Genomic DNA, 21,555 nt, shown 5'->3' on the forward strand with positions numbered 1-21,555 from the left:
GTCCCGGCAGTCGTTGAATGATTGAAAAGCACAGCAGTATTCGTACCAGTGGGAGTATAGGCATTTTATGAGCAACAACGATTTTCGAGTTGAACATCGCTACCTGGAACTCCCGGACAGTTTCTATACTCGCGTTCAGCCCAGCCCGCTTCGAGACGCCAGTATGGTGTGTTTCAACCACGCATTGGCCGACGACATGGGCTTCCACACTGAAAACGCCGACGAATGGACCCAGATTGGCGCCGGTGCCGAACTCCTGGAAGGCATGGACCCAGTGGCCATGAAATACACCGGTCACCAGTTCGGCATGTACAACCCGGAACTGGGCGATGGCCGTGGGCTGCTGCTCTGGGAGACCGTCGGACCAGATGGCCGGCGCTGGGACTGGCATTTGAAAGGCGCGGGCACCACGCCCTACTCCCGGTTTGGTGATGGCCGGGCAGTGCTACGTTCCACCGTGCGGGAGTACCTGTGCAGTGAAGCCATGGCTGGGTTGGGCATACCCACTACCCGGGCATTATTCATGGTCAGCGCCAAGGACCCGGTGCGTCGCGAATCCATCGAAACCGCAGCCGCACTCGTCCGGGTGGCCCAGAGCCACATCAGGTTCGGCCACTTCGAATTCGCTGCGCACCATGAGGGCCCGGAAACCGTAAAAACCCTGCTGGAGCATGTCATTGCCCTGCACTTCCCGCATTTGATTGGTCTTTCAGAGGAAGAACGACACCAGCGCTGGTTCGAGGAAGTGGTGGAGCGCACCGCCCGGCTGATCGCGGACTGGCAGGCGGTCGGGTTCTGTCACGGCGTGATGAACAGCGACAACATGTCGATCATTGGTGACACCTTCGATTACGGCCCCTACGCCTTCCTTGATGACTTTAACGCCGGCTACATCTGCAACCACACCGACCAGGGCGGCCGTTATGCCTACAACCGGCAACCGCAGATCGGCTTCACCAATTGCCGCTATCTGGCCAACGCGTTGTTGCCGGTGATGGATGAGGATGCGGTTCGCCGGGGACTGCGCCGCTACGAAGTGGCTTACAACGACCGCTTCCTGCAGAACATGCGGGACAAGCTGGGCTGGCAGCAGGAGCATGAATCCGACCTGGGGCTGATTATGGATACCTTCAGCATGCTGCATGAGCACCATGTGGATTACACCGGGTTCTTCCGGGCGCTATCTAACCTTCGCCGGAATGGCCACGGCCCGGTACTGGACCTGTTTGTGGACCGCAGTACCGCCAGCGACTGGCTGCAACGCTATGAACAGCGACTGAAGGCCGAGAACCGACCCGATGAGGCCCGGGAATCAGCCATGCGTGCAGTGAATCCCAAATACGTATTGCGAAACTACCTGGCCCAGCAGGTTATCCAGGAAGCCCAGAACGGCGATTACGCACCCATGCACGAGCTATTAAAAGTGCTGGAGCATCCGTTCGACGAGCAACCCGAACACGAGCAATACGCCGCGCCACCACCGGACTGGGGCAAGCACATGAACATCAGTTGCTCGTCCTGAGCATTCTCGATAACAAGTACCCGCCATAATACAGCGGTCATAAAAAAAGGGTGAAGCCTGAGCTTCACCCTTTTTGTTTCACAGCGGAAAAACCAATCAGACGGCCTTGGCCGCGATGATTTTCTCCTGCCACTCGGCGGGACCGGTCTGATGCACCGAGGAACCGCGAGAGTCCACCGCTACAGTAACCGGCATGTCCTCAACCTCGAACTCGTAAATGGCTTCCATACCCAGTTCCGGGAAGGCGACCACTTCGGCGTTCTTGATGGCTTTGGACACCAGGTAGGCGGAGCCACCCACGGCCATCAGATAAACAGCGCCAAACTCACGAATGGCGTCGATAGCAACCTGACCACGCTCAGCCTTGCCGATCATTCCGGTCAGACCGGTCTGCTCCAGCATGGTGTGAGTGAACTTGTCCATCCGCGTTGCGGTAGTCGGGCCGGCGGGACCAACCACTTCCTCACGCACCGGATCAACCGGGCCCACGTAATAAATGAAGCGGCCTTTCAGATCCACCGGCAGCTCTTCCCCCTTCTCGATCATATCGACCATCTTCTTGTGGGCAGCGTCACGGCCGGTCAGCATCTTGCCTGAAAGCAGTACGGTTTCGCCCGGCTGCCAGTCCTTCACGTCTTCCGGGGTGACCGTATCCAGGTTCACCCGGCGAACGTTTTCACCCACTTCCCAGGTGATTTCCGGCCAGTCTTCCAGGCTCGGCGGGGTCTGCAGCGAAGGACCGTTGCCATTCAACGTGAAGTGCGCGTGACGGGTAGCCGCACAGTTCGGGATGATCGCCACCGGCTTGTTGGCCGCGTGGGTTGGATAATCCTTCACCTTCACGTCCAGAACCGTGGTCAGGCCACCCAGGCCCTGGGCGCCAATACCCAGATCATTGACCTTATCGAACAGCTCAAGACGCAGCTCTTCGGCCCGGTTGGATGAGCCACGGGCCTGCAGGTCGTGAATATCGATCGGGTCGAGCAGCGACTCTTTGGCCATTTGCATGGCCTTCTCAGCGGTACCGCCGATACCGATACCAAGCATGCCAGGCGGACACCAACCGGCGCCCATCTGCGGCACCATCTTCAGCACCCAATCCACTACGGAATCTGACGGATTCAGCATGGCAAACTTGGATTTGGCTTCGGAACCGCCGCCTTTGGCTGCCACGTGCACTTCTACCGTATCGCCCGGCACCATCTTGTAATGAATGATGGCCGGGGTGTTGTCGCCAGTGTTCGCACGCTTGCCGTCCGGGTCGTCCAGGATGGAGGCGCGCAGCACATTATCCGGATGGGTATAGGCGCGGCGCACACCCTCGTTAATCACATCATCCAGCGGCAGCTCGCAATCCCACTGAACATTCATGCCGATGTTCACGAACACCGTTACGATGCCGGTGTCCTGACACAGCGGCCGGTGGCCTTCCGCGCACATGCGAGAGTTGATCAGGATCTGCGCCATGGCGTCCTTGGCCGCCTGAGACTCTTCCCTCTGGTAGGCCTCGTGCACGCTATCGATGAAATCCTTCGGGTGGTAATAGGAAATGAACTGCAGCGCGTCCGCTACGCTTTCAATCAGGTCGTCCTGGCGGATTACCGTGGTCATAGGCGCCTCATCAGCTAGATGTCATTGTTTCTGTGTTTTGGTCTAAAAAGAGGCGGAGAGTTTACCAGAAAATCCATCAGGCGCAGCATCTGGCCAACGGTAAAGCCGTGTACAAAAGCTGTAACAGCCCGCCGCTAAAAAGCTATCATGCTAACGAAATAATAATTACTCTCTGAAAACCACGTCTGAAAGTAAGCCTGAATAAAGGCATCTCATAAAAGTACCCAACAACAATCCCCGCCGGAGGCCCAATGACCGACCTCATCCTGACCGAGCAAGCCGATCGCATCCTGACCGTCCGCATTCATCGGCCAGACCGTAAGAACGCCCTGACCCACGCCATGTACACCGGGCTGGGTGACGCCCTGGAACAGGCCGAAAACGACCCAGAGATCCGCTGTGTATTGATTACCGGGAGCAACGACTGCTTCACCGCCGGCAATGATCTCGGCGAATTCGCTGCGGGCTTGCCCGGTGCCTTTGAAGATACACCGGTCGGCCGATTTTTAGTCTTGCTGGCCAGCGCCACTAAACCGGTCGTAGCCGCTGTTAATGGCCCAGCGGTTGGCATCGGCACCACCATGCTGCTGCACTGCGACATGGTGTTCGCCGGCACCAACACCCGCTTTCAGATGCCATTCGTCAACCTGGGCCTGTGCCCGGAGGGCGCCTCCAGCCTTTTGCTGCCGTCCTGGCTGGGCCGGGTGCGCGCTGCTGAGTTATTGATGCTGGGCGACGCATTTACCGCTGACGATGCCGCCCGCCTGGGCCTGATTAACCGGGTGTGCGATCCAACCGAAACTGAAGTCACAGCCCGGGAGATCTGCTCGAGACTTGCCAAGCAAGCACCGGCGGCCATACGTGCCACGAAGGAACTGCTTAACCGACCAACCCAGGCCCAGCTCAAGGACACTTTAATCGCGGAAGGTGGACGGTTTGCTGGTCTACTGAAGGGGCCGGAAGCGGCAGAAGCGTTCAGGGCATTTGGGGAAAAGCGGAACCCGGATTTCTCGTCGTTCAACTAGGCAGCTGGCCAGCACCTCATTGCTCGACAAACCACTCAGTGCCAACTATTTTGCAAATTGGCCAATCTCCATTCGTGCGTGGGGTATTCAAAGCGAAAGAATCACACTTTCGGCTGATCAACACTTGCCATACTGTCGCTATAGTCAAAGCTACAGAAATTGGCTTGATGCGCTGGCTACAATTTCAGACAACAGATAAAAGCAGAACAGGCCACTGACAACGGGCTTACCGGATCAGACCGGCCCCGTCAGCTGCCGAACATAACGACACAACAACAGGAAAAGGTTCCACCCATGTTCAAGAAAACTCTAATAAGCGTTGCCGTGGCGTCTTCCCTTGGACTTACAGGCTGCTTTGATAGTGGCGATTCGGGGGCGAATGCTAATCCGGATTATAAAATCAGCAACCCGGCCATTGATGGCAAAACCTGGCCCGTATTCAACCCAGTTACTAGCCAACTGCCGATCCCCAATGACCTGATTTTTGACTCAGAAGCAGGCGATGGAACCTTTGCAGTTGCGGACACTGCGCCTCCTGTTACTACTGCGCTGAATAGCTTAAGTGGCGCGTCAACAGTGGCGCCAATTGACATCGCCTTCAGTGCTGACATTGATGCTTCTTCTGTCGACGGCCAGCCATTCCTGGTTGATGTCGATGGCGAATTGCAGCTCAATTCGGGCGTTGCAGTTCCGAACCCGAGCCAGAACGTGTTCCTGATCGAACTGGACTATGCCAGCGGTGACCCCCTTCGCGGACTGACAGGAAAGGAGCCACCAACAATTCCGGCTGCTGTTCCCTTTGGCACAATTGCAGCTACGCTTGCTGCCGGTGGAACACCGTCTGCAGGCCTGGTGACTTCAGCCAATGAGGCAGCACGCGCCGCTGTCGACCAGTATGAAGTATCGGTTGTAGAGCAATCCGGAAGCAGCGTCATTAGGATTAACCTGCTAACACCGCTGGACCCGCAGAAACGATACGTTGTCGTAGTTACTGATTCGGTAGTCGACGCCAAAGGCGAGGCCATCATTGCATCTCCTTCGTATGGCAGCCTATCCGACGAAGAGCAGCCGCTAGGCACAAGCAGCCTCCAACCAGTTAAGGACTTGATTAATGGTCTCTGGGAACCAATTGCCAGCAATTACTTCAGCCTGACGAACAGCACCCGCGCTGGCATGGGCATGAGCCCCATTTCAGATGAAAATATTGCCATCAGCTACTCGTTCACGACCTCAGCGGACGAAAAAGTAGTTGGCTACATCGCCGACCCTGACGATTGGTTTACTGACCAGATTACTGGTTTTGTCCGGTCTTCCGCCTCCGCCAGCGTTGTCGAAGGCGGGCTGGATGTCGACGGCGACGGCGATACGTCACCGGACTACGACGACGTCAAAATGGCCGCTGACGGCGCGGTTGCATTTTTTCCGCTCAACCCAAGCGACCCCACTGACACTAGCACTCGCGACGCGCTGGTTACGGCTGGCATCGAGGCTGCCTTTGGCAGCGGCGCATTTTCAACAGAGAGCGGTACAAACTGCAACACTCTTGATCCGGATTCGGGAACCTACGGTGCTGCAAATGAAGGCGCCACCTACATCGACTGTATCGGTGAGGTGCTAACCGGTCTGCCTTCTCCCAATGGTTTTGCTGATCTGCTACCCACACCGGCAGACCAGTCTGCGAGCGTATTGTTGGACTACGCAAATACTAATCGCGCAGCCCTGCAATCTGCTGCAGTTGCGACCGTGACCGGCGCTTCGGATGCTTTCGTAGTTCAAGGCAGCATTGAATTGCCCTACTATCTGGGCATCCCCACTGCTGCGAACGGTAGCACGATCAACAGCTCAACGTGGAATGCCGACAATACGCTTGCAGCGGCCATTAACGACAAGTTTTCGGGTCTTGGCCTGACTCTACCGCAAGGCGAAGCCACTGTTAGCGATACTGTCAACTACATCTACCCCTTCCCTGAGAAGACCGGCACTGAGAATCTGCAGACTCCACTTCTAGTAATGTACCCAAGTTCGGCGGAACCACTGGACGGCTTTCCAGTCGTGGTTTTCCAGCACGGCATAACTACTGACCGCAGTGCCGCGTTGTCCGTCGGCTCCGTACTCACCGCGTCAGGCTTTGCTGTAGTAGCCATCGACCTGCCGCTACATGGTGTAGATGCTCAGGACCAGTCTGATTTGACATCTGGCGTTACAGAAGAAAAACAGGGCCTAGCATCAGCACTACTTGCTGGCTTTGATGCTGCGGCTGGCACCACCGAGAATACTGCTGACAACATCGCATCCTTGCTCGCTGGCACCTATCCAGATGAAGTTCAAGCTGAGCTAGTTAGCCAGGGTTGCCCAGATAACCGTGACATGATCCTATCAGGGTTGTGTGGCGCAGATGCGGCCCAGTTCATGGGTTTTGCGATCGGTGCACAGAGCTCTGTCAACGACCATACCAGTGTGATCCCGGGTATCGCCCGCACAAACTACGAGCGTCACTTCGATTTCACAGCTGACGCGAGTCTCGCGCCAACAGCTATGAACTTCGACAGCGGTTTCGGCAGCTCCGGCAGCCTTTTCATCAACCTGCAGGGCTTCATCAACTCCCGCGACAAAAACCGCCAAGGGGCTGTTGACCTGCTCAACCTGATCCAGTCTCTCGGTGGCATCGATGTCGATAATGATGGCAATTCAGACTTCGACACTGACCGCGTATTCCTCGCTGGCCACTCCCTGGGCACCGTAATTGGTACTGGCGCAGTGGCTGCCGCCAACCAGTCCGACGTGGTAACCGATGTTGTTGCAACGGCATTGTACGCCCCGGCGTCGGGCATCGTTCGCATGCTTGAAAACAGCCCCAGCTTCGCTCCGAGAATTATTGGCGGCTTGGCAGCAGTAGGTGTTGAACAGGGAACATCAAACTATGAATCATTCCTACGCGTATTCCAGCACGCTATTGATGCCGCAGATCCGGTTAACCTCGCGGACAACCTGGTAGCAGCCGGAAACGGAGTGATCAACTTCAACGTAGTGGGTACCGCAAACACCAACGGGGACACGGTTTATAAGTCTGACCAGACCAACGTGATTGAGGCTGGCAATGTTCAACTGACATCTCAGTTCGGTGTTAAGCCGTTCCAAGACTACCTCGCTGGTGCCATCCCCTTCTCTGAAGAGCTTGGAGCAACCAATGTAGTTGCCAACACTGGGACAGAGGTTTTCCTGGCAAGCAACCTGGCTTATGGAAACCATGGCATGTTCGTGCTTCCGTCAGAGGATCAAACCATTACTGATGATGCCGCTCGCGCTGCCGACCTCCAACGTCAAAAAGATGCTTTTGCCGAATCTCTGGCTCAGACAGCGGAATTCTTCCTAGGCAATGGCACCCTGTCCGGCGGCGCCGTTAACAAAGACACTGGACGAATTGGCGCACCTGCCACTCAACCAATCTTGGATGATCGTGAAACTCCAACGCCACAAGATGTCATCGATTCCGATGATACAGATGAGTTCAAACAGCTGAACTAAGCTAGAACGAAAAAACCCCGGCGATTGCCGGGGTTTTCTTTTTGTAGATCTAATCTGTTATTTCTAACTAAGCTTTATAGAGCTCCCTATTTGGGCCTGCATCACCCCGTCCCCACGATCAACCTCAACAACCATCCCCCTAGCCTTCAACTGAGGATGCTCCGCCGCCTCAGAAATCGTCAATACCGGCTCCACACACGCGTCCTGATCCGCAAATATCTCCTGCCATTCCGCTAACGTCTTTTCAGCCACCTTATCCTTCAGTGCCGCTTTCAACTGTTGTTGCTGCTCAGGCTCCTGGCTCAAAGCATGTCCTTTCATCTCAGCCAGCCCCAACGCATCGCATAGCCGCGCCGAGAACTGCGGCTCCAGACTACCAATGGAAAGCCAACGATTGTCCTGTGTTTGGTAATAGTCATAAAAAGATCCGCCGTTTAGCAGCGCACTTTCCGGCTTCTGCTCCTGCCCTCCGGCCAGGCAGGCAGCACCGGCCATGGCGTTCATGGCGAAGGCGGCATCGGTCATGCTGATATCGACAAACTGCCCTTCACCGGACTGTTGCCGGTTTATAACAGCTGCCAGGATACCCATGACCGCATGGTGGGAGCCTCCGGCCACATCCGCCACCTGGATACCCAAAGGCGGTGGACCGCTGTCGGCACGGCCGCAGTGGCTGCTGACGCCAGCAAGGGCGAGGTAATTGATGTCGTGGCCAGCGCGATCACGATAGGGGCCGGTCTGGCCATAGCCGGTGATAGCGCAATAGATCAGCTTTGGGTTAATGGCTTTCAGGGTTTCGTAGCCGATACCCAGGCGATCCATTACACCGGGCCGGAACTGCTCAACCACGATGTCGTAGTCCTTCACCAATGCCTTAACCTGCTCTACTGCCTCAGTCTGCTTCAGGTTCAGAGACAAGGTTTGCTTGCCTCTGGTCAGGTAGGAAAACGCGGTGGCGAATTTGCCATCAAACGGTGGCATCACCTTGGTGAGGTCCACCCGGTCCGGCGCCTCCACCCGCAGCACCTCGGCACCCATATCGGCCAGCAGCATGGTGGCGTAGGGGCCGGGCAACAGGGTGCTGAAGTCCAGTACTTTCAGTGAGGTCAGTGGACCTGCCATGGCATTCTCCTTTGATGATCACTTTATTATTGTCCGATGTATCAGAAGATCTCATGCTGCCCGGTTTTGCCTTTGGGGCCAACTGCCGGTTCCCTCATTCCTATTGGCCGATTCTTCCAGCTTACTGATATTTGGCCGGTTGCATTGTGTCGCGGGGGTTTTATGATGGGTCTCGTTTACAGAAAATTGCGAGTGACATGTCCAACCTGACGGTTTCAAGACACTTTGTGCAGGCTGCGCTGGAAGGCGCCGAGCGTCTCGGTTTCGATACCCATGAGATGCTGAGGGAGGCCGGTATATCTCCGGACCTTCTGCGCATCGAGATGGCGCGGGTCAGCAGTGACCAATTCAGTCGCCTGATGCAGGTGCTGTGGCACCGTCTTGACGACGAGTTCATGGGGTTCGGTCCTCGCCGCGCCCCCAGTGGTACTTTCGCCACCATGTGTGCACTGGTCATTGACTGCCCTACGTTAGAAGCGGTCTATCGCCAGGCCTTCCAGTTCTCCCGGCTCTTTGAACCTATGGTGACAATGGAACTGAAAACCTGCGACGACACCGTCCAGTTGGTCACGCGCATGGAAGGCGAGATCCACGACCCCGGCTACTTCCTCAGGGAAAGCATTCTGGTGATCTGGCACCGGCTCGGCAGTTGGCTGATTGGTCAGCCGGTGGAATTGACGAAAGCAGAGTTCGCCTACCCCCGGCCTGCTCACGGCGACGAATACCGCCACATTTTTCACTGCCCGCTGGCATTCGATTCGAATCGCACCGCCCTCACCTTTGACAAGCGCTTTCTCAGCGCGCCGGTGATCCGGGATAAGTCGGAAATGCGCCAATTCCTGAAGACCTCCCCGGCGGACCTGCTATCCCGTCCTGACGAAAGCAACACGTTCACCGGCCGGATTCGGGCGTTGATAGGACGAGACTTCTCCAAGCCCCTGCCCGACTTCGAATGGATTGCCGCCGAACTGCACACCAGTCCGCAAACACTACGCAGGCGTCTGAAGCAGGAAAATACGTCGTTTCAGGAGATCAAGGATTTGCTACGCCGAGACATGGCGATTTACTACCTGGGGCGGCCAGAGCTATCGATCAACGATATCGCCAGCAAGGTCGGCTTCACCGAGCCGTCTACCTTTCACCGGGCATTCAAGAAATGGACAGGTGTTACCCCGGGCGCCTATCGCGAAGGCGAACGGGGCAACCTGCCTGTTTGAAGGTCTTCAGGAACCTGCAGGGTTCTGGAGGTTGCGGATCAGCTTGCCAAACGTGCGGGCGATCTCCTGAGTCCGGTCCCGATCCAGAGACAGCTGTAACAGGCGTGATCCATCTCGCGGATCGTAAACCCAGCAGGTGGTAGCGGCCGCCTCGCATCCCCACTCGACCTGAGGATTAACCCCATAAACCGAAATGGTTTGCGTTGTTCGCACCATCCGGCCTTGGGCATCGCGGCGGATCTCCTGCAAATTGATGGCACTGGATTCGGCACGCACGCGGTACTCAACGTCGGCCGACTCATCCAATTGTACGATGGTCTGGTCTTCACGCCAGCCGGCCACTTCCAGCAAACTGTTCAGGTGCAGGGCAAGCGCCTCACGGTCGGAATTGACCAGGTAAAGCTCGCGCAGAGACGCCGTCTCCTCAACACCGGCCGGCTCGATCACAGCTACTTTGCTCGACTCACCGTTACCATTCTGAGGCGCCGCAGCCTGCTCTTTACGTACTTTCTCCACCTCAGTAATCAGCTTTAACGCTTTCTGGTAATGGCTGCCATCTGTTCCGGCACTCTCCACATAAGCTTCCAGTGCCGATTGGGCTTCGTTCAGGTGCCCGGCCTGGTGCATCACCCGGCCACGATAGAAGAAATAGTCAGCGGGCTTGGTGCCCTCAAGCTGCTGCAGGCGGTTGAGATATTCGCCTGCGTCTCCCCAACGTTCGGATGTCACCGCCTCTTCGGTAGCCAGCATCAGGCGACGGGTCTCATGTTCCGGAGCCAGTGCCCAGGCCTGACCCGACATCAACATCGAAGCGAGAACTAACCCCAGAGCCCGCTGACGGGCCTTTCCGTACGATACTGCCATGACCTCACTCCTGATCGTTATCCGCACCAATTGCCTGCTTTTCCGGCTCTGGAGAGGCTTCCGCGCCCTCATCGTCGGGGGCGTCTTCAGCATCCACTTCCGCCTGATCCATAATGCCCTTAGGCAGTTCCTTTTTCACCCGGACACCCAGCTCAACGAACCGGTTGGCCTGGGAAATCAGGTTGCCGCGCCCCCGGGTCAAGGTATTCATCGCGGAATCGTAGGAGCCCTGGGCCGTGTGCAACTGCCCCCCAAGACGCTCCATGGCTTCCACAAACACCCGCAGCTTGTCGTACACCGCACCGGCGCGCTCGGCAATTCGACGGGCGTTCTGACTCTGCCGCTCATACCGCCAGATGTTCTCAATGGTCCGCAGCGTTGCCAACAAGGTCGTGGGTGTTACCACAATAATCTTTCGCTCAAACGCTTCTGAGAAAAGGTTCTCGTCCTGCTGAAATGCCGCCACAAACGCCGGCTCAATGGGCATAAACAGCAATACGAAATCGGGCGAATGCAGCCCATGAAGCTGGCTGTAATCCTTTTCACTAAGCGTTCTAATGTGGTCCCGAACCGCCTCTACGTGCTGTTTCAGTGCCTCTTCCCGCGCCACATCGTCCTCTTCGGTAACCCACTGCTGGTACGCCAGCAGGGACACCTTGGAATCGACGATCAGGTTCCGGTTGTCCGGCAGGTAGACCACCACGTCGGGCCGAAGCAACTGGTTATCACCGTCCCGGTAGCTGCCCTGGGTTTCGTACTCCACCCCCTTACGCAGGCCTGACTTCTCCAGCACCCGTTCAAGAATCAATTCGCCCCAGTTACCCTGTATCTTCTTATCACCTTTCAGCGCCCGGGTCAGGTTTGAGGCCTCCTCAGTGATCTGGCGATTCAGATCCTGAAGTGACTTGATTTCGCTCCGGAGCGCCTGGCGATCCCTTGTTTCAGTAGTGTAGACGTCTTCTACCCGCTTGCGGAAATCCTGAAGCTGGTCGCGGAAGGGGTTCAGCAGGGTATCCAAGCTGGTTCGGGTTTGCTGGCTGAAGCGTTCACTTTTCTGCTCGAAGATTTTGTTGGCCAGATTCTCGAATTCCTGCTTAAGCGCGTCGCGATTACGCTCCAGCAACTCCAGCTTTTCCGACGTTGCACGCCGTTCCTTATCCAGCGTCACCTCCTGCTCGCGCAGAGTCACCTGGGCATCGTGGAGTTCGCGGGACAGTTCGTCTGCGCGCTGCTGCTGGCTTGCACGCTCCTGCTCAAGCTGGGTAATCCGGGTGCGCCGCCCCTCCAGATCCGACTCCAGCCCGGCAACCCGATTTTCCAGTCCAGTAGCGCGCTGACGCCACTGCTCAAGATTCTGCTCGTGTTTGGTCAGCCGCTTCTGCTGTTCCTCAAGGGCCTGCTTCAGGTGCTCCGCCTGCTGCCGCTCCATTGCCTGCTCGTGGTGGGCCACCAAAAGCGACTGCTCGGCCTCGGTGCGGGCCAGGCCCACCGCTTCAAGCTCCGACGCCAGATTTCGCCGTGCGCCAGTACTTCGCACTAACAGGACTGCAAGCGCACATACGCCAACTATCAACACCAACATCCAGCCAGCCATCAGAGCCGGTTGGGATATCATCAAATCGGTGACAGCTTCTGGCACTGCATGCACTCCTGTATTTGCGGCGAAAATCCTAAAAAAAACCAGACTGTGAATCAGCGCACACAGTCTACCTCATCAATGGAACCTTTTTCGCACCGGGCCGTGACAGTGACCATGGATAACTGCCTTGTTCTCGACGGCTTGGCAAATCCAGTCACCGAGCGCATCTGTTTGTAGACGCGCCTCGTAATATCGTCTAAAAGGATGGAATATCCTTTTGTCTTTGGGCATTACGTTTTTTTAACGGTGTCTGGGACGACGACAGGATCGAAAACGGACGACAGACCATGCTAAAAGAACTCTGGCGAAAACTTGGAACGGACTTCATGCAACCGGGCTTTTCCACGCCCGAAGCCTACGCTGGGCTGTCTGGAGCGCGCGATCTGCACCGTTCTACCGGGCGTTCCCGCCCACTTCCTCACATCACCCACACCGGCGAATTTCACCTGGAACGCCTGACCACCGTGCTGAAAGGCCGCTATAGCAAGGCTTTTGATACGGTCAGCGGCGATTCCGGCGACGAAGCGCTGCGGGACTTGATCAGTTACGCGGCCCGAATTCAGGATCAGGATGTTCAACGCGAATTGCTGCTGTTCTACCTGAACTGTTCGCCGGTGATTCAGGAATACCTGCGTTCAGAAACCACCCTATGTGACGACAACCTACTGTTCCGGTAATCACTTACGCTCCGATTCTGAGAACCCGTCGAAAAAAATCGCTCTTAACCAACTGTAAAGCAACTACACAGTTCGGTTGTTGTATACTGCTGCCCCTACTATTTTCAATTACATTCACACTGGCCGCGGCAACCGCCATGGAAACGGCCTGAGAACTGCCGGCGCAGGGGTATTCAATGGATTTAAGACAGATACGGGCTGGTTTTCCTCAACCAAGAATCCTGCTGGTAACTGGCATGCTTGTTTTGCTGGCCGGCTGCTCATCAGATCGCTATTTCATGGTGCCCAAGCAGGACTTGAGCGACTTGAACACGTCCGTGAATACCCAGCGGGCAACGCTTGTGACCATGGAAAACAATGCCCAATTCCGACATGAAAAAATGATGGAAAAACAGCAGGACAGCACCGATTCCATCATCGATGCCATCAAGACTCAGGTTGAAAAACCCAGCTGCCCACCAATCCCAGCACAAAAGGTCTGCCCAACCGTGGATACCTCCAAGGGTCAGGCCGCACACCTGAAGGGCAAATTAATTGTCGGCCAAGTCGAGAAAATCTATCTGGCCGCGACGGAGCAGGTGTACACCGCGCGCATCGACAGCGGCGCGGAAACCTCGTCAGTTGATGCTCGCAACATTACCCGTTTTGAACGTGACGGTAGCAACTGGGTTCGCTTTGACGTCCCGGTGCCTGGCTCCGATACCCTGGTTACCCTTGAGAAAGAAATCGTCCGGCGCGTCAAAGTCACTCAGGCTGCCGCCGATGACCCGGAACGTCGCGTAGTCGTGGAGCTCCAATTCGCGATCGGCGATCATCAACAAGTAGCCGAATTCACCCTGACCGACAGAAACGACCTCGAAAACAAGGTACTGATTGGTCGCAACGTTCTTCGGGACGTCATGCTGATTGATGTCGGCCGGGAATTTACCACCAAGCTGCCCGAAGCCATCGCCAAGAACAGGAATGACTCGTGAAGTCCCGCTCTCGCCTTCCCTTTTACGTCGCCGTATTTCTGCTCATTGCTGCAGGCATCTCGCTGGCTGTCTGGCGTCACATTGAGCTTGGCATTCCTTGGCTGACCGGCGAGCAACGACCGGTCTGGATGATTGAGGCCCGTGTCGATTTTGATGCCGCCGATAATGCAGTCCAGGCCAGCCTGAATGTGCCGGACCAGCCACCCGGATTCCGAATCCTTACCGAACAGGCTGCTTCGCCAGGTTACGGTTTCTCGATCATCGAGAAGTCCGGCAATCGTACGGCAGAATGGACCAAGCGCAACGTCTCTGGTCCGCAAACCCTGTACTTCAAGGCCCAATTCATTCCAGACGAATCCGCCCTCGGACGGAAACCCGCCAAGGAGCCCAAGGCCCGCAATGTGTTCTGGGAAGAACCCCAGGCTACCGCTGTGCGTGAAATTCTGACCCAGGCGAAGGCGCGGTCCAGCACGCCGGAGAGCATGACCCGTGAGCTTATCCGGCTGATGCAGCCCGATACCCGCACCCAGAACACCACCCTGCTGGTCGCCGAAGAGAACTACCTGGATTTGCTGGTGGATATGCTGAACCACTCAGGCATTCCCGCCCGCACCGCAGACGGGCTAAAGCTGGAAGATGCCCGGCGTCGCCAGTCGCTGACGCCCTTCCTGCAGATCTACAATGGCCAGCGGTGGCTGACCTTTGATCCAAGTAACGCCGAGCAGGGCGTTCCGGAGAGCCTGCTGCTGTGGCGCCAGGGCTCCGCATCGCTGCTGGACGTGGTGGGGGGAGACAACTCCGAAGTAAGCTTCTCCATGCTTCGACAGACTGTGCCGGCCCTGCAACTGGCGACCATGCAGGTGGAGTCCAACGGGCTCGGTTTCCTCAGCTTCTATGCACTTCCAATCGAAGAGCAAAGCATGTTCCGCATGCTGTTGCTGCTGCCGCTGGGCGCACTCGTAGTGGCGTTCATGCGGATCGTCATTGGCATTCGCACCTCCGGAACATTCATGCCGGTGCTGATTGCGGTGGCCTTCGTGCAAACCACCCTGGTACCAGGACTAATCGCCTTCTTGTCGGTTGTATCCATCGGCCTGATGATGCGCGGTTACCTGTCCAGCCTGAATCTACTGCTGGTATCACGAATATCCGCTCTGATCATTCTGGTGATTTTCATCACTGCCGGACTGAGCATCATTGGTTACCAGATGGGCTTCAATACCGGCATGACGGTCACCTTCTTCCCCATGGTCATCATTGCCTGGACCATTGAGCGCATGTCCATCCTCTGGGAAGAGGAAGGTGCGCACGAAGTTGCGATCCAGGGCGCTGGCAGTTTGTTTGTCGCCATCTGCGCTTACCTGCTGATGAGCACACCACTGGCCGGGCATCTGACCTTCAATTTCCCGGAGTTGCATTTCGCCGTACTCGGCCTGATTTTGCTCATGGGGCAGTATACCGGCTACAAACTGAGCGAACTCAAGCGGTTCACGCCCATGAGGGTGTACGACTAACATGGATTGGATCTCACCCCGACGTCTGAACCGGCTGGGTATGCTCAATATGAATCGGCGCAATGTTGACTACATTGCCCGCTACAATGAGCGTTCGTCTTATCCGCTGGTGGACAATAAGCTGAAAACCAAGCTGGCCGTGGCTGAATACGGGGTCACCACACCCCGTCTGCTGCAGGTAGTACGACAACAGCACGAAATCTCTCATTTCCGCGAAATGGCCGAAGGTCTCGGCGGCTTTGCCATCAAACCCGCGAAGGGGTCCGGCGGCAAAGGCATCACGGTTATTACCGGCCGCGATGATGACTATTACATCAAAGCCTCTGGAACCCGGATTGCAGCGCCCGATCTTGAGCGCCACCTGACCAATATCCTGGCAGGTCTGTACTCACTGGCAGGAAGCCCGGATGTCGCCATTGTTGAGAATCTGGTGGAGTCTGCACCGTCCCTGGCCAAGTTCTCCTATCAAGGCGTACCGGACATCCGCATCGTGGTGTTTCAGGGTTATCCGGTGATGGCGATGCTGCGTCTGGCCACCAAGGATTCAGATGGCAAGGCGAACCTGCACCAAGGCGCGGTGGGTGTGGGCCTGGACATTGGCACTGGCCGGAGTTTGAACGCGGTGCAGTTCAACCGCCCCATTACCCTGCATCCTGATACCGGGCTGGCGCTCGAGAACATCGACATTGAAGCCTGGGAAGACATGCTGGAAATGGCAGCCCGCTGCTACGAGGCAACCGGCCTCGGCTACATGGGCGTGGATCTGGTGGTGGATGCCAACGAGGGGCCACTGTTGCTAGAACTGAATGCCCGTCCTGGATTGGCCATTCAGATGGCCAATGGCCGCGGCCTACTGCCTAGACTGCGGAACATCGAGAGTCTCAAACGCCCCCACTTCACGCCCCGTGAACGGGCGAATTACGTCATGGACGCCTTTGGTGCGCTCTGACCTAAATAGGCTCCAGGCAGGAATCTGAATCAAAATTCAGACATAAAAAAAACCGGGGCTAAGCCCCGGTTTTTTCACACCTTTACTGGTGCAATTACATTTCGCCTCGGGCGATCAGCAATTTGCGTTCATGGGTCAGGCCTTTCAGAAGACCCCACGTCATGACCAGTAGAATGGCGGTAAACGGCAGACCCGCGCTAATCGCAGTTGCCTGAATCGCGCCCAGGGCATCCTCACCGCCGCCGAAGATCAGCGCTGCGGCAATCGCACCCTCCATCACTACCCAGAATACACGCTGAGCAGTCGGCGCATCGGTCTTACCACCAGCGGTGATGCTGTCGATAACCAACGAACCGGAGTCCGAAGAGGTTACGAAGAACACCAGCACCAGAATGATACCGACGAAGGAGATAATGCCAGTCAGCGGCAGGTTTTCGAACATCTGGAACATAGCCAGCGGAACGTCAGTCAAGCCATTCGCTGCCAGCGCACCGATACCGCTCTGGATCTGCTCCAGCGCAGTACCGCCAAAGGCACTCATCCACACCACGGTAATCACTGTGGGGATAATCAGAACTGCGGTCACAAACTCACGCACGGTACGGCCGCGGGAAACGCGGGCGATGAACATACCAACGAACGGTGACCAGGAGATCCACCATGCCCAATAGAACACAGTCCAACCCTGGAACCAGGCTTCGTCTTCACGACCAAACGGATTACTGAACTGAAGGATGTTGCCAACGTAGCTGGACGAGGTCACCCAGAGGGTTTCCATCACAGTCATGGTGGGACCGGCGAAGATAATGAAGAACAGCAGGATGCCGGCCAGGCTCATGTTGATGTTACTGAGCACTTTTACGCCGCCATCGAGGCCGCGCAGTACGGAAATCAACGCAACTGCCGTAACACCCACGATAATCGCCATCTGCACGTTGATTCCGGCAGACACGTCGAACAGATAGCTCAGGCCAGCCGCGGCCTGCTGGGCACCAAAGCCGAGGGAGGTTGCCAGGCCGAAAATGGTAGCCACCACCGCCAGGATATCGATGATGTGGCCAGGCCAGCCCCAAACCTTGTCACGCAGCAGCGGGAAAAAGGCTGAGCGGATGGTCAGCGGCATGTTTTTGTTGAAGGAGAAGAATGCCAAAGACAACGCTACGATGGCATAGACGGCCCACGGATGAAGACCCCAGTGGTACATCGTGGCGCCCATGGCCAGGTTAGCCGCTTCCGGCGTGTTCGGCTCGACGTTAAACGGCGTCTCGTACCAGCCAGTGAAGTAGGCTGTCGGCTCGGCAACCGCCCAGAACATCAGGCCAATACCCATGCCGGCTGCAAACAGCATGGCAAACCAGGACAGGGTCGAGAACTCAGGCTTGGCGTCCATACCGCCCAGGCGAATCTTGCCCACCGGCATAAAGATCAACGCCAGGCACACCACCACAAAGATGTTGGCACTGAGCAAAAAGAACCAGTCAAACGTGGCAATGATGTCCCATTTTGCGCCGTCCAGAAGCGACTTCGCCTCGGCCGGGAAAATCAGGGTACCTACCACGAAAAGCACCACCAGTATTGCCGTAATCGGGAATACCGGCGCGTGAAGATCCAGGCCAAAAGGATTTATATTATCCTGGCCTGCGACGTAATCCGTCTGATATTCGTCTTTAACTACCTCGCCCACGTTTGGCGCCTCCTGAAGTGGAAAGTCTTTTTTGGGAATCGGTATTCAAACGTTACAAGCGCGTCATGGTAATGTTTTGAACTCAAAACATCAAAAATGCAGCGAATTGCTGCATCCTCCTTCATCATAGACCAAGAATGCGCCGTGATTAGCTATCTAACTAGCGATCGGCTACAGAATTCATAGCGTATCGAAATAATCTGGCACTGCACCGAGTCCATGCGACTGAATGGATCCAACTGAGGTAATCATGGAGAAAACAACCACATTTCCGGTACGTTACACCGTCTACGCGCTAAGCATCACCGGCTTTTTCGTTTCTCTGGCGCTGGCGTTCGTGCGTGACGCCAGCTACCTCTTTCCGATCGTATTCGGAGCGTTGACTGCGCTCGGCACCTACGACCTCCGACAGAAGAAACACACCATCAGTCGCAACTACCCCATTCTCGCCAATGTCCGTTATCTGCTGGAATCCATCGGTCCGGAGATCCGGCAGTACTTCATCCAGTCCGACACCGAAGAACGGCCGTTTTCCAGGGAGCAGCGCACCATTGTCTATCAGCGTGCCAAAAACGTCCTGGACAAGCGCCCGTTCGGATCGCAGCTGAGTATGTACGACGAAGGCTACGAATGGATGAACCATTCACTCAATCCTTCCCGAATCAATGGCAGCGACTTCCGGATCCTGATTGGCAAACACTGTGCAAAACCTTACAGCGCGAGCGTGTTCAATATCTCTGCCATGAGTTTCGGGTCGCTTTCCGCGAACGCAATCCTGAGCTTGAACACCGGCGCCAGGATGGGTGGTTTCTACCATGATACCGGCGAGGGTTCGATCTCCCGCTATCACCGGCAACCCGGCGGCGATCTGGTTTGGGAAATCGGATCGGGCTATTTCGGCTGCCGTAACAAAGATGGCTCGTTCAATCCGGACATGTTTCGGGAGAATGCGACGCTTGATCAGGTCAAAATGATAGAGGTCAAACTATCTCAGGGCGCCAAACCCGGGCACGGCGGTATTCTTCCGGGTGCCAAGGTAACGCCAGAGATCGCCGAAGCCCGCGGTGTCGAGGTGGGCGAGGACTGTGTGTCGCCAGCCAGCCACTCCGCCTTTTCCACCCCTATAGAGCTGCTCGAATTCATTGATCAGCTGCGCGAGCTGTCGGGTGGCAAGCCGGTGGGGTTTAAATTAGCGATCGGTCACCCCTGGGAGTGGTTCGCCATCGTCAAGGCAATGCTGGAGACCAACCGCAAACCCGACTTTATTGTCGTCGATGGCGGTGAAGGCGGCACCGGTGCCGCGCCTCTGGAATTCATTAACCGGCTGGGCATGCCTATGACCGAAGCCCTGCTGCTGGTTCACAACACACTGGTAGGCACCCATCTGCGGGAGGACATTGCCATTGGCGCCGCTGGCAAAATCACCTCAGCCTTTAACATCGCCCGCACCCTGGCGCTGGGCGCTGACTGGTGCAACTCAGCCCGCGGCTACATGTTTTCCCTCGGCTGCATCCAAGCGCTGAACTGCCACACCGGCCGCTGCCCCAGTGGCGTGGCCACCCAGGATCCCCGGCGAGGTAACAAGCTTGATGTCGAACTCAAGAGCAAGCGGGTCTTCAACTTTCACAAAACCACCCTTGATGCGCTTCAGAACCTGCTTGAATCCTCTGGCCTGCTCCACCCTTCGGAGCTCGGCCCCGAGCATATCGTTCGCCGGGTCTCCACAACCGAAGTGCACTCCTATCTGGATCTGTTCAGGTTTCTGGAACCCGGTGCGCTGCTTGAGACCGAGACAGGGCTTAAGGTCTTCGATAAATACTGGGCGAAAGCCACCTCAGACAGCTTCGATCCGCCGGAATTTATCCTGAAACTCAGAGAGACCAAACTCCGGTAAAAAACCGGGAGCGAAATGGCCCAAAGCCTGTTTATTTTTTCTGAAGGCTGGTGTAGACTTCGCTCCCGCTAAGCCACTGAGATAACTCTCAAGTTTCTCAAAGGCACTAGCAATTCGGGGCGTAGCGCAGCTTGGTAGCGCACCTGCATGGGGTGCAGGGGGTCGTAGGTTCAAATCCTACCGTCCCGACCAATTCAGTACATTGAAATCAGCCACTTTCGGGTCGCTGATTTTTTTGTGCCGGATTTTGCCCACGCAACAACACAGCCTTCCCCGCCGAATTCCAATAATTTGTCATAAAACCTTCACCGGACTACCTTAAGTTCACGTCCATGCCGACATTCCGTCGGGATAAAGACAAAGGATAGTGACGATGAAGAAGTTTCTGACCCTGGCCTGTGCCACCCTTCTTACTCCCGCACTCACCCAAGCAGCTTTCCAGCTCGACAGCCGTTATCAGGACAAGGACGGCGATCTGATTGCAGACATCCCCAGCGCCGAGTCGGAACTGATTGATCCGTCCACCCTGATCTTTGCTTACACTCCGGTCGAAGATCCTTCAGTGTACCGAGAAGTCTGGTCCGAATTCCTCGCCCACCTGTCCGACGTCACCGGTAAGCGGGTACAGTTTTTCCCGGTGCAATCCAACGCCGCCCAGATTGAAGCCATGCGTGCCGGGCGCCTGCACATTGCCGGCTTTAACACTGGCTCCAACCCTTTAGCTGTCGCCTGTGCCGGTTATCGCCCCTTCACCATGATGGCCGCTGCCGATGGCTCTTTCGGTTATGAAATGGAGATCCTGTCCTATCCAGGTTCCGGTATCGATGCGGTCGAAGACATTCGCGGCAAGGAAATGGCGTTCACCTCCCAGACCTCAAACTCGGGCTTCAAGGCACCCTCCGCCATTCTGAAAGCTGACTACAACATGGTCGCAGGTGAAGACTTCGAACCGGTGTTCTCAGGTAAGCATGACAACTCCATCCTCGGTGTCGCCAATCAGGATTACCAGGCAGCGGCCGTCGCAAATTCGGTACTGAACCGGATGCTTCGCCGTGATGTGGTCAGTGAAGATCAACTGGTCAGCCTCTACAAATCCCAGACCTTCCCCACCACTAGCTACGGCCTCGCCCACAACCTGAAGCCTGAGCTGCAACAGAAGATCCAGGACGCCTTTTTCTCCTTCGAGTGGGAGGGAACCGCACTGGAGGATGAGTTCTCCAAGTCTGGCGAAGCCCAGTTTGTTCCAATCACCTTCAAGAATCATTGGGAAGTGATCCGTAAGATCGATTCAGCCAACGGCGTTGAATACAGCTGCAAATAACCAACTCGGCGAACCTT

The 21,555-nt window shown here is 56.3% G+C and carries 15 protein-coding genes and 1 tRNA gene; 11 read left to right on the forward strand and 5 right to left on the reverse strand.

Annotation, left to right across the window (positions count from 1 at the left end):
• Positions 1-67 precede the first annotated feature (67 nt).
• Complete coding sequence (locus tag FCS96_RS11555) at positions 68-1,522, forward strand: protein adenylyltransferase SelO (RefSeq protein ID WP_138440541.1); 1,455 nt, start codon at positions 68-70, stop codon at positions 1,520-1,522.
• Between the two features lie 96 nt (positions 1,523-1,618).
• Here the strand turns inward: FCS96_RS11555 and FCS96_RS11560 are convergent, their stop codons facing one another.
• Positions 1,619-3,133, reverse strand: a complete 1,515-nt coding sequence (locus FCS96_RS11560) for a fumarate hydratase (RefSeq protein WP_138440542.1) — start codon at positions 3,131-3,133, stop codon at positions 1,619-1,621.
• A gap of 251 nt (positions 3,134-3,384) precedes the next feature.
• Here FCS96_RS11560 and FCS96_RS11565 point away from each other — a divergent pair, with 251 nt between their 5' ends.
• Entirely contained in the window at positions 3,385-4,158 is a 774-nt protein-coding gene (locus FCS96_RS11565) for an enoyl-CoA hydratase (RefSeq protein ID WP_138440543.1), read from the forward strand.
• A 294-nt stretch (positions 4,159-4,452) separates the two neighbouring features.
• The gene (locus tag FCS96_RS11570; protein WP_138440544.1) at positions 4,453-7,683 is read left to right on the forward strand and encodes a hypothetical protein; all 3,231 of its coding nucleotides are present in this window, start codon (positions 4,453-4,455) and stop codon (positions 7,681-7,683) included.
• A 63-nt stretch (positions 7,684-7,746) separates the two neighbouring features.
• Here the strand turns inward: FCS96_RS11570 and FCS96_RS11575 are convergent, their stop codons facing one another.
• Positions 7,747-8,805, reverse strand: coding sequence for a CaiB/BaiF CoA transferase family protein (locus tag FCS96_RS11575; RefSeq protein WP_138440545.1), 1,059 nt, complete (start codon positions 8,803-8,805; stop codon positions 7,747-7,749).
• Between the two features lie 197 nt (positions 8,806-9,002).
• Between FCS96_RS11575 and FCS96_RS11580 the strand changes: the two genes are divergently transcribed.
• On the forward strand, positions 9,003-10,022 hold the full coding sequence (locus FCS96_RS11580) for an AraC family transcriptional regulator (protein ID WP_138440546.1): 1,020 nt from the start codon (positions 9,003-9,005) through the stop codon (positions 10,020-10,022).
• Between the two features lie 6 nt (positions 10,023-10,028).
• Here FCS96_RS11580 and FCS96_RS11585 read toward each other — a convergent pair whose 3' ends face one another.
• Positions 10,029-10,886: a hypothetical protein gene (locus FCS96_RS11585; protein ID WP_138440547.1), complete on the reverse strand. Its 858-nt coding sequence runs from the start codon at positions 10,884-10,886 to the stop codon at positions 10,029-10,031.
• A 4-nt stretch (positions 10,887-10,890) separates the two neighbouring features.
• Positions 10,891-12,315, reverse strand: coding sequence for a DNA recombination protein RmuC (gene rmuC, locus FCS96_RS11590; protein WP_171040786.1), 1,425 nt, complete (start codon positions 12,313-12,315; stop codon positions 10,891-10,893).
• Between the two features lie 497 nt (positions 12,316-12,812).
• On the opposite strand from rmuC, the gene FCS96_RS11595 reads away from it, so the two are divergent.
• From FCS96_RS11595 to FCS96_RS11610, 4 genes are all read left to right on the forward strand, one after another.
• Positions 12,813-13,202, forward strand: a complete 390-nt coding sequence (locus FCS96_RS11595; RefSeq protein WP_138440548.1) for a hypothetical protein — start codon at positions 12,813-12,815, stop codon at positions 13,200-13,202.
• Positions 13,203-13,378: 176 nt separating this feature from the next.
• A complete protein-coding gene (locus FCS96_RS11600; RefSeq protein ID WP_228264090.1) occupies positions 13,379-14,176 on the forward strand; it encodes an ATP-dependent zinc protease family protein in 798 nt (265 codons plus the stop codon).
• Positions 14,173-15,690 carry an inactive transglutaminase family protein gene (locus FCS96_RS11605; protein WP_138440549.1) on the forward strand — a complete coding sequence of 506 codons (1,518 nt, stop codon included), beginning with the start codon at positions 14,173-14,175 and terminating at the stop codon, positions 15,688-15,690. Before FCS96_RS11600 ends, FCS96_RS11605 begins: the two co-directional genes overlap by 4 nt.
• A 1-nt stretch (position 15,691) precedes the next feature.
• The gene (locus tag FCS96_RS11610; RefSeq protein WP_138440550.1) at positions 15,692-16,639 is read left to right on the forward strand and encodes an alpha-L-glutamate ligase-like protein; all 948 of its coding nucleotides are present in this window, start codon (positions 15,692-15,694) and stop codon (positions 16,637-16,639) included.
• A gap of 94 nt (positions 16,640-16,733) precedes the next feature.
• Here the strand turns inward: FCS96_RS11610 and FCS96_RS11615 are convergent, their stop codons facing one another.
• A complete protein-coding gene (locus tag FCS96_RS11615) occupies positions 16,734-18,323 on the reverse strand; it encodes a BCCT family transporter (protein WP_138440551.1) in 1,590 nt (529 codons plus the stop codon).
• Positions 18,324-18,573: 250 nt separating this feature from the next.
• On the opposite strand from FCS96_RS11615, the gene FCS96_RS11620 reads away from it, so the two are divergent.
• The 3 genes from FCS96_RS11620 to phnD all read left to right on the forward strand — a co-directional run bounded on the left by FCS96_RS11620 (position 18,574) and on the right by phnD (position 21,538).
• Positions 18,574-20,217 carry an FMN-binding glutamate synthase family protein gene (locus FCS96_RS11620; protein ID WP_138440552.1) on the forward strand — a complete coding sequence of 548 codons (1,644 nt, stop codon included), beginning with the start codon at positions 18,574-18,576 and terminating at the stop codon, positions 20,215-20,217.
• A 115-nt stretch (positions 20,218-20,332) separates the two neighbouring features.
• A tRNA-Pro gene (locus tag FCS96_RS11625) sits at positions 20,333-20,409 on the forward strand.
• 181 nt (positions 20,410-20,590) lie between these two features.
• Complete coding sequence (gene phnD / locus FCS96_RS11630; RefSeq protein WP_138440553.1) at positions 20,591-21,538, forward strand: phosphate/phosphite/phosphonate ABC transporter substrate-binding protein; 948 nt, start codon at positions 20,591-20,593, stop codon at positions 21,536-21,538.
• Positions 21,539-21,555 lie beyond the last annotated feature (17 nt).

Source organism: Marinobacter alexandrii, assembly GCF_005871205.1.
In the GTDB taxonomy this organism is placed as follows: Bacteria; Pseudomonadota; Gammaproteobacteria; order Pseudomonadales; family Oleiphilaceae; genus Marinobacter; species Marinobacter alexandrii.